The 15641-nt window shown below is 68.5% G+C and carries 16 protein-coding genes; 4 read left to right on the top strand and 12 right to left on the bottom strand.

The window, feature by feature from the left end; genetic code table 11:
• Window positions 1-45 precede the first annotated feature (45 nt).
• Together ACFXQA_RS13160 and ACFXQA_RS13155 are read right to left on the bottom strand one after the other, a co-directional pair.
• The gene (locus ACFXQA_RS13160) at window positions 46-957 is read right to left on the bottom strand and encodes an amidohydrolase family protein (RefSeq protein ID WP_394520327.1); all 912 of its coding nucleotides are present in this window, start codon (window positions 955-957) and stop codon (window positions 46-48) included.
• On the bottom strand, window positions 954-1463 hold the full coding sequence (locus tag ACFXQA_RS13155) for a RidA family protein (protein WP_394520326.1): 510 nt from the start codon (window positions 1461-1463) through the stop codon (window positions 954-956). Before ACFXQA_RS13155 ends, ACFXQA_RS13160 begins: the two co-directional genes overlap by 4 nt.
• Window positions 1464-1534: 71 nt before the next feature.
• Between ACFXQA_RS13155 and ACFXQA_RS13150 the strand changes: the two genes are divergently transcribed.
• Window positions 1535-2032: a RidA family protein gene (locus ACFXQA_RS13150; RefSeq protein WP_394520325.1), complete on the top strand. Its 498-nt coding sequence runs from the start codon at window positions 1535-1537 to the stop codon at window positions 2030-2032.
• A complete protein-coding gene (locus ACFXQA_RS13145) occupies window positions 2008-3285 on the top strand; it encodes an MFS transporter (protein ID WP_394520324.1) in 1278 nt (425 codons plus the stop codon). Before ACFXQA_RS13150 ends, ACFXQA_RS13145 begins: the two co-directional genes overlap by 25 nt.
• Window positions 3286-3346: 61 nt before the next feature.
• On the opposite strand, the gene ACFXQA_RS13140 is transcribed toward ACFXQA_RS13145, so the two are convergent.
• Window positions 3347-3781, bottom strand: coding sequence for a cytidine/deoxycytidylate deaminase family protein (locus ACFXQA_RS13140; protein ID WP_394520323.1), 435 nt, complete (start codon window positions 3779-3781; stop codon window positions 3347-3349).
• Complete coding sequence (locus ACFXQA_RS13135) at window positions 3778-4545, bottom strand: amidohydrolase family protein (RefSeq protein WP_394520322.1); 768 nt, start codon at window positions 4543-4545, stop codon at window positions 3778-3780. The genes ACFXQA_RS13140 and ACFXQA_RS13135 overlap by 4 nt, the downstream gene beginning before the upstream one ends.
• Window positions 4546-4618: 73 nt before the next feature.
• Here ACFXQA_RS13135 and ACFXQA_RS13130 point away from each other — a divergent pair, with 73 nt between their 5' ends.
• Complete coding sequence (locus tag ACFXQA_RS13130) at window positions 4619-5626, top strand: phosphotriesterase family protein (protein ID WP_394520321.1); 1008 nt, start codon at window positions 4619-4621, stop codon at window positions 5624-5626.
• A 2-nt stretch (window positions 5627-5628) separates the two neighbouring features.
• Here the strand turns inward: ACFXQA_RS13130 and ACFXQA_RS13125 are convergent, their stop codons facing one another.
• The 8 genes from ACFXQA_RS13125 to ACFXQA_RS13090 form a co-directional block, all read right to left on the bottom strand.
• Window positions 5629-6687, bottom strand: a complete 1059-nt coding sequence (locus ACFXQA_RS13125; RefSeq protein ID WP_394520320.1) for an ABC transporter ATP-binding protein — start codon at window positions 6685-6687, stop codon at window positions 5629-5631.
• A complete protein-coding gene (locus ACFXQA_RS13120) occupies window positions 6684-7556 on the bottom strand; it encodes an ABC transporter permease (protein WP_394520319.1) in 873 nt (290 codons plus the stop codon). Before ACFXQA_RS13120 ends, ACFXQA_RS13125 begins: the two co-directional genes overlap by 4 nt.
• A 4-nt stretch (window positions 7557-7560) precedes the next feature.
• Entirely contained in the window at window positions 7561-8439 is an 879-nt protein-coding gene (locus ACFXQA_RS13115) for an ABC transporter permease (protein ID WP_394520318.1), read from the bottom strand.
• Between the two features lie 183 nt (window positions 8440-8622).
• Window positions 8623-9705, bottom strand: coding sequence for an extracellular solute-binding protein (locus ACFXQA_RS13110; RefSeq protein WP_394520317.1), 1083 nt, complete (start codon window positions 9703-9705; stop codon window positions 8623-8625).
• A 125-nt stretch (window positions 9706-9830) separates the two neighbouring features.
• A complete protein-coding gene (locus ACFXQA_RS13105) occupies window positions 9831-10430 on the bottom strand; it encodes a hypothetical protein (RefSeq protein ID WP_394520316.1) in 600 nt (199 codons plus the stop codon).
• 12 nt (window positions 10431-10442) lie between these two features.
• A complete protein-coding gene (locus tag ACFXQA_RS13100; RefSeq protein WP_394520315.1) occupies window positions 10443-11876 on the bottom strand; it encodes an amidase in 1434 nt (477 codons plus the stop codon).
• Window positions 11873-13207 carry an amidohydrolase gene (locus ACFXQA_RS13095; protein ID WP_394520314.1) on the bottom strand — a complete coding sequence of 445 codons (1335 nt, stop codon included), beginning with the start codon at window positions 13205-13207 and terminating at the stop codon, window positions 11873-11875. Before ACFXQA_RS13095 ends, ACFXQA_RS13100 begins: the two co-directional genes overlap by 4 nt.
• 38 nt (window positions 13208-13245) lie before the next feature.
• On the bottom strand, window positions 13246-14427 hold the full coding sequence (locus tag ACFXQA_RS13090; protein WP_394520313.1) for a M24 family metallopeptidase: 1182 nt from the start codon (window positions 14425-14427) through the stop codon (window positions 13246-13248).
• A 105-nt stretch (window positions 14428-14532) separates the two neighbouring features.
• On the opposite strand from ACFXQA_RS13090, the gene ACFXQA_RS13085 reads away from it, so the two are divergent.
• A complete protein-coding gene (locus ACFXQA_RS13085; protein ID WP_394520312.1) occupies window positions 14533-15594 on the top strand; it encodes an extracellular solute-binding protein in 1062 nt (353 codons plus the stop codon).
• Window positions 15595-15641 lie beyond the last annotated feature (47 nt).

Here is a 15641-nt window from a genome sequence, read left to right as displayed (position 1 = left end):
ACCGCGGTCTCGTCCGCAGAATGCGGTCTCGGGCCGCGCCCGCGGTCAACCCAGCTTCAGCAGCCGGGCGGCGTTCTCGCCGAGGAGGGCGGCCTTCTCGGACGACGAGAAGCCGGGCAGGCTCTCGACGATCGCGGCCGTGACACCCGGGGTGTACCAGGGGAAGTCGGATCCGGTGACGACGCGGTCGACGCCGATCGACCGGATGAGGCTCACCACGTCGTCGGCGCTGGGACCGGCGCTCGCCCCGATCCAGATGACGATCTCGGAGAGGTCGAACATGAGCTGCGGGTGATCGGCGGCCAGTGCGGCGGTGTCGCGCCACGAACCGCCGCCCAGGTGGGCGAGGACGAGCTTCAGCTCGGGACGGGATGCGGCGAGCGCACCGAAGACGGCGGGTTCGGAGTATCCGCGACCACGGGTGTCGGGACCGCTGTGGAAGACGATGGGCACGTCGGCCTCGATGCAGGCGTCGTAGACCCCGTCGAATCCGGGGTCGTGGGGGTAGGCGCGAATGCCGATCGGGTGGAGTTTGAGGCCCCGGGCTCCCCACTCGGCGAAGGCTTCGCCCAAGTGCTCGCGCGACTCGTCGGAGGTCATGACGGCCGGGTTCGCGCTGATGAACGGGAGGAGCTTCTCGTGCGGCGCGGCCATCTCGCACACCCAGCGGTTGTACGCGACGAGGTCGTCGCGATACTGCCCGTAATGCGGCGGCACCGGCCAGTGCTCGAGGCCCGCCGGGATGTCGGGGTACCCGGGAACCTCGTAGCTGCCGAGCACGGCGGCGTAGTCGAAGCCCGCTTCGTCGAGAGCGGCGAGCGCGTCGTCGACCGATCCGCCGACGCCGGCCAAGACGATGTCGGCCTTGTCTCCGTACTCGACGATCGGGAAGTTCTCGATCTCGTAGAGACCTCGGGCCGGGTCGGCGTAGATGTGGAGGTGGGTGTCGATTCTCATGCGGTGCGCTCCTCGAACGGTGTGCGGGTCTCGACCTCGGCGATCATCTCGAACACGTTGCCGCCCGAGAGACTCGAGACGCCGATACCGGCCGAGGTGGAGCGACCGATCTCGTCACCGAACACCTCGACGAAAAGATCTGCGGCGCCGTTGGTGACAAGGTTGACGTCGGTGAACTCCGGGGCGACCACCACGAAAGTCAGGGTGCGGATGAACCCCGTCACCTCATCGAGCGAACCGACCGCGAACCGGATCAGCCCGAGAACGTTGATCGCCGCGTAGCGGGCGGCGGCGTACCCCTCGTCGAGCGTCACCGTGTCTCCAACCCGACCGGGGTGCACTTTGTTGCCCTGCCGGTCCTCCGGCGTGATCCCGCTGATGGTCAGTACCCGTCCGAGGTGGTGGAACGCCTTCATGGTGGCGTATCGCTCGCCGTACGGAGGGTTCGCGTAGTCGGGGATCACGAGCCCCATCTCGGCGACCCGCCGTTCTGCACTCCACGTCATGGGATCTTCCTCCTGAGCTAGAATGGATCCATTCTAAGCACTATCGGATACAGATTGATCGGAGCAGAGCGATGACAACGCCAGAGCAGAGGGTGATCGAGCTGGGCCTCGAGATCCCCGACTACTCCGACCCGCCCTACGGTCGCCGCTACGGACGCATGAAGCCGTTCCACCGCATCGGCAACCTACTGGAACTCAGCGGCCTCACCCCCGAGAACCGGGTCGGCGATCGCCTCCACCCCGGAATCGTCGGCGTCGACGTCACGATCGAGGAGGGGTTTGCCGCGGCGCGACTGACCGCGGTCCACACGCTCGGCATGATCCGCTTCGCCCTCGGCTCCCTCGACAACGTCAAGAGCCTCTCGCGCGGACTCTGCTTCGTGGTCTGCCCTCCGGGATTCGAAGACCTCCACCTCGTCTCCAACGGTGCGACCGACCTGTTCCTCGACGTCTTCGGCGAGGAGGCGGGCAGCATCGGACGCGCCTCGATCGGGGCGACCACCCTCTCGCGCAACAACTGCTTCGAACTGTGGCTCAGCCTGGAGTGCCTTCCGGAGTCGACCCCGTGACGGATGCGGCGGCAGCCGCACCCCGCGACATCGTTCGCACTCTGCCGTTCTGGCTCATCTTCGTCGCGTCGACGCTCGGCGGCATCACGAACTCGGCGAGCACCCCGATCATCCCGGGCTACGTGGAGCAGGTTCTCGGCGGCGACAGCGCCCTCGCCGGGGTCGTCGTGGCGATCGCCGCGCTGGCATCGGTCGTCGCGATGCCCGCCGCGGGCGCACTGGGCGACCGCCGCGGGTATCGTCTGATCGCGGTGGTGGGCGGCGTCATCGCGGTCGTAGGGATGCTTTCGCTCGCCCTGCTTCCCTCGTTGGCCGGCGCGAGCGTCAGCCGCGTGCTGTTCGGTCTCGGCAACGCCGCCGCGATGACTCTGGTCATGGCATGGCTCATCGCCCTCACCCCCACGGCCCAGCGCGGACGAGCGCTGAGCTACTTCGGCCTGAGCGTCTGGCTCGGCGTCGCCATCGGCCCGCAGCTCGGGACAGCGGTCGAGGTCGCGGGCGGGGCCACCACGGTCTTCTTCGTCTGCGCGGCGCTCGAACTCGCCACGGTCGCGGTCATCATCGCGCTCCCCCGCCCCCGGGCGTCGTCGGTGCCCACCACGACAGGTCCGATCGTCGTGCCGCGCGGTGCGGTCGCCGCGTTCTGGCGCGCGCTCCGCGCCGTCTGGGCTCCCGGTGTCGCGGCCGCGGCCGCCTGGTGCGGCGAAGGCATCATGATCGCGTTCCTCATCGTCCACCTGGTCGGCGGCGGGGTTCCCGCCGGCGGGTTTGCGGGCGCAGCATCCGTCTACACGGTCTTCGCCGTCAGCGTCATCGTCGCCCGCCTCGCGCTCGCCTCGCTACCCGATCGCATCGGACCGCTCCGCGCCACCGCCATCGCCCTGTCGTCCCTCACGGTGGGACTCACGATCATCGCCTTCGCGCAGAGCTTCTGGCTCGCGAGCCTCGGCGCCGCCTTCATCGGGGTGGGCTTCGCTCCCCTCTATCCCTCCTTGACGATGCTCGCCACGCGCGGACTCGGCACGCAGAACCGCGCTCTCGGACTGGGCCTCTTCTCGAGCTTCACCAGCATCGGCTACGGCGGAGGGGCTCTTCTCGGCGGCTTCGTGATCGCCGTCGCATCGTCGACCACCGCCTTCCTGATCGTGGCCGCGCTGCAGCTCGTCGCCCTGGCGATACTCACCGCGTTCACTCGCGACGAATCGCCGCGGGTGCGCGACGTGACCGGAGAAGTCCGAGACCCTGCCGCCTAGCCCGGCACCGCTGCGCTCGCGCGGAGGCGTGACGTCCTTCCCGTCATCGCGGGCGCGGGCGTCACCAGTGGCCCCGCCGGCGTTTGGCCGGAAGCAGCTCAGCGAACGTCGACGGCACCGTCTCATCGCCCTCGGTGACCCACACCCGAGCGTCGGGCCAGTAGTCAGAAAGAAGCTCGGCGCAGACGCCGCACGGCTCGATGACGTGCTCGGTTCCCCCCGGGCGCCGCAGCACGCTCACCGCCGCCACCACGACCTCGCCGCGGGCGATCGCGTTGCCGGCGGCGACTCCTTCGGCGCACACCGCACTGCGGCGGGCGGAGCCGTCGACGTGCACCCCGGTGACGATCGACTCGTCGCGCAACCGGAGAGCCGCGACCACCTCGTGCCTTCCCTCGCGATAGACCGTGTCGAGCAGGGTGCGCGCGGTCGCCATCAGCTCTGCGTCGTCGTCGCCCATCCCGGCGGGGCGCGCAAGCGGGGGCCGGTCGGTCACGCGACGTCCAAGCGCAGGAGCTTGGCGTAGTTGCCCCCCTCGACGAGAGCGCGGTCCGCAGCATCCGGAATCGCCTTCGCGATCTTCATGCGCTCGAGGTCGAAGTCGGAGCCCGGCCATTCCGACCCCAGGAGGATCTTCTCGGCGCCGACGCGGGCGTACGCGCGCTTGACGTCGGCCATGAGGGTCGCCGACGTCTCGAGGTAGACGTTCTCTCGGCGCTCGGCGACGATGATCGCCTCGGGCACGTTCCACACCGCGCCCATGTGGGCGATGATCGTCGGCACATCGGGGTGGTCCTTCACGATCTCCTCGATCGAGAACGGCGCACAGAAGGCATCGTCGAGCGCGTTGATGATCACGGCCATGCCGTGCCGTGCGCACTCGCGGAAGACCGGATCGAGCAGCCCGTGATCGGCAACGTGGTAACCGTGCATGCTCGGGTGCAGCTTCAGCCCGCGGATGCCGGCCTCTGCCAGGCGGCGGATCTCGTCGAGCGCGTCGTCGTCCTGCGGCCGCACCTGCCCGAAGCCGATGAGCCGGTCGGGGTAGCTGTCTTGCAGCCCGATGATGAAGTCGTTCTCGATGCGCTGGGCGAGAGAGCAGACCATCGCCATGTCGACACCCGCGGCATCCATGCGCGTGAGAATGCGCGCCGGGTCGAACGGCGTGTACGCGGGCGGCTCCTCACCCGGACGGGCACCGGTGAGATAGTCGGAGCGCCCTCGAACGTCTTGCGTCGTGTTGTAGGCATCGATGATCATCAGGGGAACTCCTTAGGCGCGTCAGTTAGGATCCATTCTACGATGTTTCGGATCCACTTCGAAGGGCACTCCCGTGATTGAAACCGTGGGCGGAGCCGTGCCCGCCGATGCACTCGGGCGGGTATCGACGAACGAGCACGTCCTCACCGACTCCCGGCATCTGCAACGACCGACTCGGGAGGGTCTGCAGCTGGAGGGCCTCATGCGTCCCGACATCGTCGGCGATCTGCGGTGGAGCTACATGTCGCTCTCCGACAATCTGACCTTGGACGACCCCGACACCGCCGTGGCCGAACTCGCCCTCGCCCGAACGGCCGGACTCGACACGATCGTCGAAGCCACGTCGTGGGGCATGGGCCCCCGGCACGCAGAACTCCCCGACATCGCTCGTCGAAGCGGCGTCAACATCGTCGCGGCCTATGGCGGCTACATCGACAAGACCCTGCCCGCGTGGTGGCGCGACCAGAGCGAAGACGATCTCGAGAACGCCTACACGACCGCTCTCACCGTCGCGGTACCGGGCACCGGCTTCCGCGCGGGACTCCTCGGCCTCCTCGGGACGAGCGCCGAGATCACGCCCGCCGAGCGTCGAGGGCTCAGGGCCGCCGGCCGTGCGGCCCACGCTGCCGGGGCGGCCGTCAGCATCCGACTCGACGGCGCCGCGCGCCGCGCGCCCGAGGTCGTCGAGATCCTGACCGGCCAGGGCCTTTCGGCGCGGCGCATCCTGTTCTGCAACATGGACAAGGTGCTGGATGCTGCCTACGTCGGCGACGTCGCCGACACCGGCGCGGTGGTCGAATTCGCTTTCGGCAGCGAGAACTACTTCGCCGACGGCGCGCGCGACGCCACCGACGGCGAACGACTCGCGTTCCTGGTGCGGCTGCTCGAGGATCACCCCACGGCGGCCGTGACGATGTCGACCTCGGTGTGGACGAAGGGTCAGCTCTCCCGGCACGGCGGGATGGGCTATGCCCACGTCGTCCGTCGCATCGTGCCCGCCCTCGGTCGCGCGGGCGTTCCCGCCCAGGTGCTCGACGACATGCTCGTGCGCACCCCCGCCCGCCTGCTCGACCGCGGGTAGCTTCAGGCGGGAACCGGGATCGCCGCGGTCGCGACGGCCTCGATCACGTGCACCCGGTCGGAGTTGCGGCACGCGAGACGCACGCGTTCTCCGACGCCGAGCGCCGAGATGTCGGCCGACGGCGAGAGCGAGGCAACCACCTTGCGACCGTAGTCGGTGGCGATCTCGAGTCGGTAGCGCGCACCCTGGAAGCTGACGAGGCGCACCGTGCCCTCGATCGACCATGCGGGGGCCGCCTCGTGCGGGGCGACGATGCTCATGTCTTCGGGGCGCAGCACCGCCGTGCCGTCGACGAGCACACCCGTCGCGTCGTCGACCAGGCGGTCGTCGGAGGTGGGGAGGAGGTTCGCCTCCCCCAGGAAGCTGGCCACATAGGCGTTGATCGGGCGTCGATAGAGATCTTCCGGGCTCGCCACCTGCACGAGCTGCCCCTCGTGCATGATCGCCACCCGGTCGGACATCGTCAGAGCCTCGGTCTGGTCGTGCGTCACCGACACCGTCGTGATGCCGACCTTGCGCTGAATGCGGGTGATCTCGACCTGCATGTGCTCGCGGAGTTGCTTGTCGAGCGCCGCCATCGGCTCGTCGAGCAGCAGGATGCCGGGGTTGGCCGCAAGCGCTCGGGCCAGGGCCACGCGCTGACGCTGGCCGCCCGAGAGCGACGAGGGCTCACGGTCGGTCATTCCCGGCAGCTGAACGAGTGCCAGCATCTCCTCGGCGGTCGCGCGACGCTCTTTCGCGGGGCGGCGAGCTGCCAGGAGCGGGAAGGCGACGTTCTCGCCGATCGTCATGTGCGGAAAGAGCGCGTACGACTGGAACACCACCCCCACGTTGCGCTTCTGCGGCGACCGCTTCTCGACGTTGGTGCCGTCGAAGGCGACGTGTCCGCCGTCGGCCGACTGCAGGCCGGCGATGACGTTGAGCAGCGTCGATTTGCCACTGCCGCTCGCGCCGAGCAGAGTCACGAACTCGCCCGGTGCGACGTCGAGCGAGACACCTTTCAAGACGTGGTTGGCGCCGAGCGTGACGTGCACGTCCGAGATGGAGAGGGCGACGGTCATTCGGGGACTCCTTCCGCGACGGCGGGGACCACGGGGGCCCGGCGCCGGCTGGGGCGGTTGCGCCGCGAGAGGCGCGAGGTGATGAGGGGGACGAACGCGAGGAGCACGATCGCGAGGACCGAGACGAGGGTGGATGCTGCGGTGAGCTCGGGTGAGAACGCCTCGGACGCGGCGCTCAGCATCTTCAGCGGCAGGGTCTGAACCCCCGGCGGGAGCAGGAACACCGCCAGCACGACCTCGTCGAAGACGACGATGAACGCGAACAGGGCTCCCGACAGCACGTACGGGAGAAGCGCGGGGAGTTCGATCTTCCACAGGATGAGCGGCCACCGCGCACCGAGAGTCCACGCGGCGGGCCGCAGCGCCGGGTCGATCCGGGCGATCCCGCCCGAGACGATCACGAAGACGTACGGCATCGCGATCAGCGAGTGTCCGATCACGAGGGTGACCAGAGTGCCGCGGAGAAAGCCGAAGTCCATGTTCACGCCGTACAGGCCGACGGCGTAGGCGATGGGCGGAAGAGCGATCGGCACGATGAAGAGCGTTCGCACCCATCGCTGCGCCTGCTTCGATCTGACGCGCGTGAGCCCGATGGCCCCGGCGACACCGAGCATGGTCGCGATGATCGTCGCGATGAGGCTCTCCCAGACCGAGAGCCAGAACGAGCCCATCCAGCGCCGGTCGCCGAGGACCTCGCCGTACCACTGCAGCGAGAAGCCCTCGGGCGGGAAGAGGATGAAGCTCCCCGAGGTCCACGACGTGGCGACCAGGATCAGGAACGGGACGATCAACAGCAGGCTCGCCAGGAGCGCGACGACGATGATGGGGAGGCGGAAAGCTCCGAGACTGCGTCCGACGGTGGTGCTCATGCGATCAGCCCCACTTCTCGCTGACCTTGAACAGTCGGTCGGCGACGAGGTAGATGAGCATCGTTCCTCCCACGAGCAGGATGCTCATCGCCGCCCCCAGGTCGGGCCTGTTCGCGGTGTTCAGCTGCTGGTTGATGACACCCGAGACCGTCATGTTCGAAGGCCCGCCGAGAAGCAGCGGGGTCACGTAGAAGCCGAGTGACATCACGAAGACGAGGACGCCGCCGCTGATCACCGAGGGGAGCATCTGCGGCCAGGTGACGATGCGGAAGGTCAGCATCGGACCCGCACCGAAGACCGAAGCGGCGTTCAGTTGCTCGCGATCGATCGACTGGAGCGCGCTCATGACGGGGAGGACCGCGAACGGGAGCATGACGGCGACCATCGCCGGGTACATCCCGAACGTCGTCTGGTAGATCTCCAGCGGCTGATCGGCGAGACCGAACAACCCCAAGAACCAATAGAGCCCTCCCTTGGGGAGTTCGAGAAGCATCCATCCGAACGACCGCACCATCACGGAGGTCCACAACGACAGCATGAGAGCCGCCAGGAGCGTGAGTCGCAGCCAGGCCGGCGATGCCGCGATCGCAAGACCGTAGGCGGCGCCGAGCACCATCGTCAGCACCATCGTCACGAGGGCCATCAGCAGGGTGCGCCAGAGCGATCCGATGAACGCGGGCACCGCGAACATGCCGGAGTACGCACTCCCCCCGCCCTCCAGGGACTGCATGATCAGCGTGAACATGGGTAGCCCGAGCGCCACCACGAAGAATGCCAGCGGAGGCCACATCAGCCACCGGAACTCCGCCCGCGAGACACCGAGGGCTCCTCGCTTCGGCGTCGGCGTGGGCCTGACATCGGTCGCGACCATCGAAGTACTCACTGCGTCATGCTCCAGGATCGACGTTGCACGGGTGTTTCCGGTGCCTTCATTTCGGGCATGGATCCAATCTAGCGCGTTCTGGATCCGAACGTATTGCCCTTTGGTTTCCGGGTCGTTACGCGAACATGGGAAAGGCCCCCGATCCGAGGATCGAGGGCCTCCCCACCGCGGGATGAGGGGGGTTCAGCCCGCGAGCCAGGCCGTGTAGGAGTCGATGAGCAAGTCCTTGTTGTCGGCTCGCCATTGCTCGTCCCACTGCAGCAGTCCATCCGCATGGTCCGGCGAGTTGACGACGTTCTTCGCGACGTCGTCCGAGATCTCGTCGAACACCGCGGAGTTGACGGGACCGTACCCGGTGCGCTCGGTGAAGACCGCCTGGTTCTCGGGCTGGTTGATCCACGAGGCGAGAGCCTTGACGGCCTCCGGGTTGTTCGACTGCTCCGGGATCACGAAGCCGTTGAGAGCCTGGAAGGCCTGGTTCCACTGCACGGTCACGTCGAGACCGGAGTTCTGGAGCGCCTTGAACTGACCGGTGACCGACACGGCGATCGACGCGCTGCCGCTGGAGAGCAGCTGCTGCACCTCGGGGTAGGACTGGTAGAAGACCAAGTCGTCGCGGATCGTGTTCAGTTTCGCCGTCGCGCGGTCGAGGTCGAGCGGGTAGAGGTCTTCGGGTGCCACACCGTCTGCGATGAGCGCCAGCTCGTAGGAACCGTCGAAGAATCCGGGCGATCCCGGCCACGCGCGCTTGCCCGGGTACTTCTCGGTGTCGAAGAAGTCGACCCAGTCCTGCGGTCCACCGTCGGGGAAGGTCTCGGTCAGCCATCCCTGGCCGATGCCGATGTAGAAACCGCCGACGACGTAGGGCCGGAGGCTCTCGTCGATGAGGTCTCCCTGGGCATCCTCGGGGATCTCCTGGATGTGGTCGGGGTATGCCAGAACGTCGGCCGTGCTGACCTGGAAGACGTCGTAGTCGCCGGCTTCCCCTTCGAGCATCGGGTAGTAGATGGCGTCCTCGATCGAGGAAGACACGACGTCGACCCCGGTCTCGTCGATGAACCCGTCGAAGTACGCGACCTGACGGCTCTCGTTGGTCGGTCCGCCGAAGTCGGCCCAGACCACCTGGCCGCTGATCGCGGTGTCGTCGCCGCCGGAGCTCGACCCCTCGGTGGGTGATGCTCCGGCACAGCCGGTGGCAAGGGCAGCAATGGCGCCGATCGCGACCGCAATGGTCGCTCCGCGCCGGTATCCGTTCAGGGAAGGCATGTGCTGTGGTTCCTCTCGAAGAAATGCGGGGGTGCGCGGGTGGGGTAGTCCCTGCAGTGCGTGGATCCAATATTGCAGCATATGGATCCCTCCGCCGTGTCTCCCGTGTTTCGGATGTGTAACAGTCACCAGGAGACCGGATGCTGCGCAGCGCCTCGCGCAGCATTAATGCGCGCGACGCGGTCCCAGACGAACAGGCCGACGGGGTGCCATGCGAGGCGAGCGCGATCGTCGGGGGCGGCGCTGTCTGTCGCAACGACGACACGGCCCACCTCGCCGACGAACGAGTGCTCCGGTACCGAGCGATCACGAAGCGCTCGGCACCCCCACAGCAGGGGTCCGGGCGAGGGCACGAGAGGAGCCCCGATCACGGCGCTGCGCGCGGCGATCGGCGACTCCCCGACCGCGTCAGCCGGACGCACCGTGATCTCGAGGCGGCCACCCGCGCGTCCCGGAATGCGGGCGACCAGCTCGACCCGCTCGCCGGCCTCGAGAGGGTCGCCGGCGGCGATACTCACCGGCCCGGCAGTCGTTCCCATACCCACCGTCGCGCGGCCGTCGTCACCGACGCCGATCCACCACCCGGCCGCGTCGAGGGCGTGGGCGAGTGCTGCCTGGGGTCCGTATCCGACCGGCGTCGCCGGGCGCACCTCCACGATCACCAAGATCCCCGCTGCCCCCACCGAGGGAGCCCGGTCGACCCGCACGTAGGGTGCGTCGATCACGTCGACGGGCACCTAACGTGCCGCGATCCCCGTCGGCTCCGCGCCGACGAGCCCGAGCACATCCTCGATCGCCGCACCGATCGCCAGCAGGCGGGAGTCGCCGCGCGACGGCCCGACCAGTTGCATGCCCACGGGCAATCCGCCCTCGGTGAAGCCTGCCGGCGTCGCGAGAACGGGGTGCCCCGTGACGGTCAGGCGGCACGCGGCACGCTGCCAGAGGAAGTACCGGTCGAACTCGACCCCGTCGACTTCGGCGACCCATTCCACTTCGGCGGGGGGAGCAGCGACCGGCGCAGCCGGGTAGATGATCGCGTCGACACCCTGCAGCACCGCGGCGGTGCGGCGGAAGAGTTCGGTGCGATGGGCGAAAGCATCCATCAGCTCACCGGCCGACAGCGCCATGCCCTCCCGCACGTTCCGGAGATAGTCGTCGCGGAAACCGGTGCGCCCCTCGGCGAAGCGGCCGCGGGCATCGCCGGCGAAACCGAACATCTCGATCACCTGCCACGCCTCGTCGGCGCCGTCGAGATCGGGTTCGACGTCGACGACCGTGACACCGGCCCGCTCGAGTCGTCGCCGCGCATCACCGAGCACCCGCCGCACCTCGGCATCGATCGGGAGACCCCACACGTCGGGGCTCCACCCGAGGCGCAGCCCCGACGCATCCACGTCATCGAGGTCGGCGAGCGCGCGCGGCTCGTCGACCCACGAGATCGGCCACCGACGATCGTGCCCCGCGATACCGGCGAGCATCAGTGCAGCGTCGGCCGAACTGCGCGCCATCGGGCCCGCGACGCCGTGGGGGTCCCAGCCGTTGCCGATCCGGCCGCTCGGGACCATGCCCGGCGTCGGGCGCAGGCCCACCGTGTTGCAGAAGGACGAGGGATAGCGGATGCTGCCGCCGCTGTCGGATCCGTCGGCGATCGGCAGCATTCCGGCGGCCACCGCCGCTGCCGCCCCACCGCTCGACCCGCCCGCGTGCCGGTCGAGATCCCAGGGATTGCGGCATATGCCGCGCACCGGGTTGAAGGTGAGGGTCCCGAGTCCGATCTCGGGGGTGTTGGTCTTGCCGATGATGAGCGCCCCGGCACGGCGGAGGTGTTCGGCCAGCACGCTGTCGCGGGTCGCCGGGGGCTCCGATGCGTAGGCCGCCGAACCCTGCGAGGTCGGAAGACCGGCGACGTCCATCAGGTCTTTCACCCCCGTCGGGAGCCCGTGCAGGACACCCAGCTCGTCGCCGCGCGCGACGGCCTCGTCGGCGCGCTCAGCGAGGGCGAGCGATTCGGAATCGGGGAGGAGCGAGACGAACGCGGCGATCCGCCCCTCGAACTCCTCGATGCGGGCGAGGTGGGCGCGCATGACCTCGACCGCCGACACCTTTCGTGTCGCGACGGCGGCGGCGAGGTCGCGGGCCGACCAGGTGTGGAGGGCGGGGGCAGTGGTCATGTCGTCTCCAGGAGGTGAACGGTACGGCCGCCGACGTCGGTGCGTCGCACGGGGATGTGTAGAAGGTCGTCGATCGGCACGGCGAGAGGGTCCTCTGCCCAGAGCGCCCAGTCGGCGAGGTACCCCGCACGGATCATGCCGCGATGGTGCTCGGCGAAGGCCGCGACGGCCGCCCCGGTCGTATAGGCGGCGAGAGCCTCGTGCACGGTGATCGCTTCGCCCAGGCTGAGCGGCTGCTCCTCGTCCGCGACCCGACGGGTGACCGACTGCCACATGAGAAAACGCGGGTCGAAGGCGAAGAAGGGGCCGTCCGAGCCGAACGCCACGGTCGCCCCGGCGTCGATCCAGCTGCGCACCGGGTTGGCGCGCTCGGCGCGCTCCCCCAACGTGCGGCGGAGCCCGGCGCCGTTGTGCCAGATGATCGAGGGTTGCAGCGAGGCGATCGCCCCCGACCGCGCTCCCGCGGCGATGCTCTCGTCACTCGGCTCGAGGTAGGCGTGGATGAACTGAGAGCGCCGCTCGCGCGTGGACTCCCCCGCCCTCTCGTAGGCGGCGGCGACGATGGCGATCGCGGCGGATCCGACCGCGTGCGTGCCCACGCCCCAGGCGTTCTCGGCGCACCAGTCGACCAAGCGGTCGAAGTCGGCCGTCGAGAGCCGTTGCTCGCCGCGGTACCCCGCGGCATCCCACGGCTCTTCCAGCAGCGCCTGTCCCTTCAGTGCCTCGCCGTCGAGGTAGACCTTGATCGCACCGATCCGCAGAAACTCGTCGCCGAACCCGGTCGACACCCCCGTACCGTCCAGGTGGGCGATGACCGCGTCGACGTCGGGGGTCGCGTCGGATCCGATCTCGAGGTAGGGCATCGCGACCGTCCGCATGGTCAGCCCGCCGCGCCGGTGGGTCTCCTGATAGCCGCGCATCTCTTCGATGGTGACCGCCGGATCGACGACACCGGTGAAGCCGAGCGCGTGGAACAGCGGCTGCACGCGCTCCAGCGCGCGCACTCGGTCTTCGAAGGGCGGGTCGACCGGGCCGTCGTCGTCGAAGCTGTCGCGCATCGCCGCGATGTAGCGGTCGACACCGTCACCGTCGACCAGATGGTCGAGGGCTTTCAGGCCCGCTCTCTCCATGTGGAGATGCGCATCGATGAGGCCCGGCAGAACGACGCCGTCGAGGCGTTCTTCGCGCGTTCCCGGGGGTACGACCGCCCGCACCTCCGCGACCGTTCCGACCGCGACGATCCGGTCGCCCTCGACAGCGAAGGCCTCCGCGCGGGGGCGGTCGGGGTCCATCGTCACGATCGGCGCGAGGTATACGACGGTGTCGATCACGGGGTTCCTTACTCGGGCGTGGTGAGTGCGCCCGCCGGTCAAGTGCGGAGAAGTCCTCGCGGAATGCGGGAAAGGGGAGCGAGGCCGTCGTTCGTCGCCGGCACAGTATCGATCGCGGCGGCCTCGAACCCGGCCACGCGGTCGAACAACACGGTCTCGAAGTTCGAGACGTACCCCGGCCCGAGGTTCGCCCGGTGGGGCCCGTCATCGGCGAGGTAGGTGTGGCCGACCCAGCTGGGCGGAAAGGCCAACCCGAAACCGTAGCCGCCGACCCACCAGATGTTTCGACTCGGAACCCGCGCGCGCAGCACCCGCTCGGCCGCTGCCATCGCTGCGGCGGGGCTTTCGCCGTTCCGTGCCTCGCGACACAGGGTCGCCAGGCTTTCTGCGCCCGCCTGGAGATACTCCTCGGCGGCGTCGTTCCAGCCGTCCACGACGAACGCGCGGCTGAGGTTGGCGTGGTACCGGTCGACGACTCCGGAGGCATCGACCGACACGATGTCTCCGCGCTCTATGACCCGTCGAGAAGGGAATGCGTGCACGTCCGCCCACGCGGTAGGGCCCGAAGAGACCAGCGCGTGTTGTGCCGGAACCTCCGACCCCCTCTCGGCCAGCAGCGAAGTGATGAGCGCCGACACCTCGAGTTCGGTCATCCCCGGGCGGAGCTTCTCGCGCAATTCCTCGAACGCTCCGTCGACCATCTCGCCGGCGGCGATGACCTTCGCCTGTTCTGCGGATGATTTGTAGACCCGCAGGTCATCGACGAGGTAGTCGCCGTCGACCAGCTCCGCACCGATCGCCCGGAGGCCGTCGGCGAGATCGCGAACGATCCCCGCCACCGGATTCGGGGCATGCCACTCGAGCGCAACCGCCCCCTCGTGCCATCCCCTGCGGCGGATCGCCTCGACGACCTCGTCGGCAGCGGTTCCGTAGTCGATGAGCTCGACCGCGTCATGGATCGCCGTCAACGGGATGAAGTCGACGTGACGCGACCAGTCGACGATCACGATCTCGGGCGTTCGAGCGTGGAACAGCGCTCCGATGGGCAGCCTCGGCGCGTACCAGCTCGCGACGTACCCGGTGAGGTAGCAGAGATTCGCCGGCGAGGTGACGAACAAGGTATCGATGCCGCGCACAGCCATCGTCTTGCGGAGTTCCTCGTGGCGGGCTTCGTACTCGACGAGGGCGAACGGCAGGCCATCGGGAACGATTCGCGTCATGCCGCACCTCCGGTCGAGCGGATTCCGATCGCAATGCGACGTTACCCGCGGGAAACAGATTGGATCCTAACATTGCGGTGTTGGATCCAACAAAAGGAGAGTGTCGTGGGGAAGAAGAAGCTACGCGGGATGGTGATCGTCAGCGCGCTGTCGATGATCGGATTCACGGTGACGGCCTGCGCCGCCGACGAGGCGGCTCCGGCCGGGTCGGCCGATCCGGCGGTCTCGGGTCAGATCGTGTGGGCCGACTACGGGGGCCCGACGAACGAGGCTTTTCAGGAGGTGTTCTTCGCACCCTTCACCGAGCAGACCGGTGTCGAGGTCGTCCCCACGACCCTGGCCGCGAGCGTGCAGTACGAGATGCTCGAGGGGGGCGCGGGCGACTACGACACGATGATGACCGGTATGGCTGAGGTCGTGCTCTACTCCGACAATCTCGTCACGCTGCCCGCAGGCATTCCCCGCTCGGACCAGCTCTCGGCCGACGTCGCGGAGTACACGATCGCAACACCGATCATCGGGTACGCCCAGGGCTATCTCACCGAGACCTTCCCCGACGGCGGTCCGCAGACGTGGGCGGATTTCTGGGACACCGAGACGTTCCCCGGCAAGCGCGCGGTGCCGGGCGAGTACTCCGACTTCATGTTCGAGGCGGCGCTGCTCGCCGACGGCGTGGCCCCGGACGAGCTGTACCCGCTCGACCTCGACCGCGCCACCGCGAAGCTCGACGAGTTGAAGCCCGACATGGTCTTCTACACCGAGTATCCGCAGGTGCAGCAGCTACTGAGCGCCGGCGGTGCCTCCATCGCCTTCTCTCCGAACGGTCAGTTCGCGGCGCTGAAGAACGCCGGGCTCGACGTCACCGTGTCGTGGGACCAGGCACTCGTCGAGGCCAACCCCTTTGTCGTTCCGTCGAGCGCACAGAACCAGGAAGCCACTTTCGCGCTCGCGCAGATTCTGGCGGACCCCGAGCTGCAGGCCGATTTCTCACGACGCACGAACTACGGTCCCTCGAGTTCGGCCGCGTTCGAGCATCTCAGCGACGACGAGATCGCGGCGCTGCCGAACGCCCCGGAGCACACCGACATCATCTGGGCGGACGCCGACAACCGGGCCGAACTCTACGACGAGATGAACGACCGCTACACCGCGTGGCTCACCAGCTGACGCCGGAGACGAACGACGCAGCGGCCGGTCTCGTCCGGCCGCTGCGT

It is taken from the genome of Microbacterium shimangi (genome assembly GCF_043556445.1).
In the GTDB taxonomy this organism is placed as follows: domain Bacteria; phylum Actinomycetota; class Actinomycetes; order Actinomycetales; family Microbacteriaceae; genus Microbacterium.
Note: the sequence above shows the minus strand (reverse complement) of the source record. Positions and strands in the feature narration are given on the sequence as shown.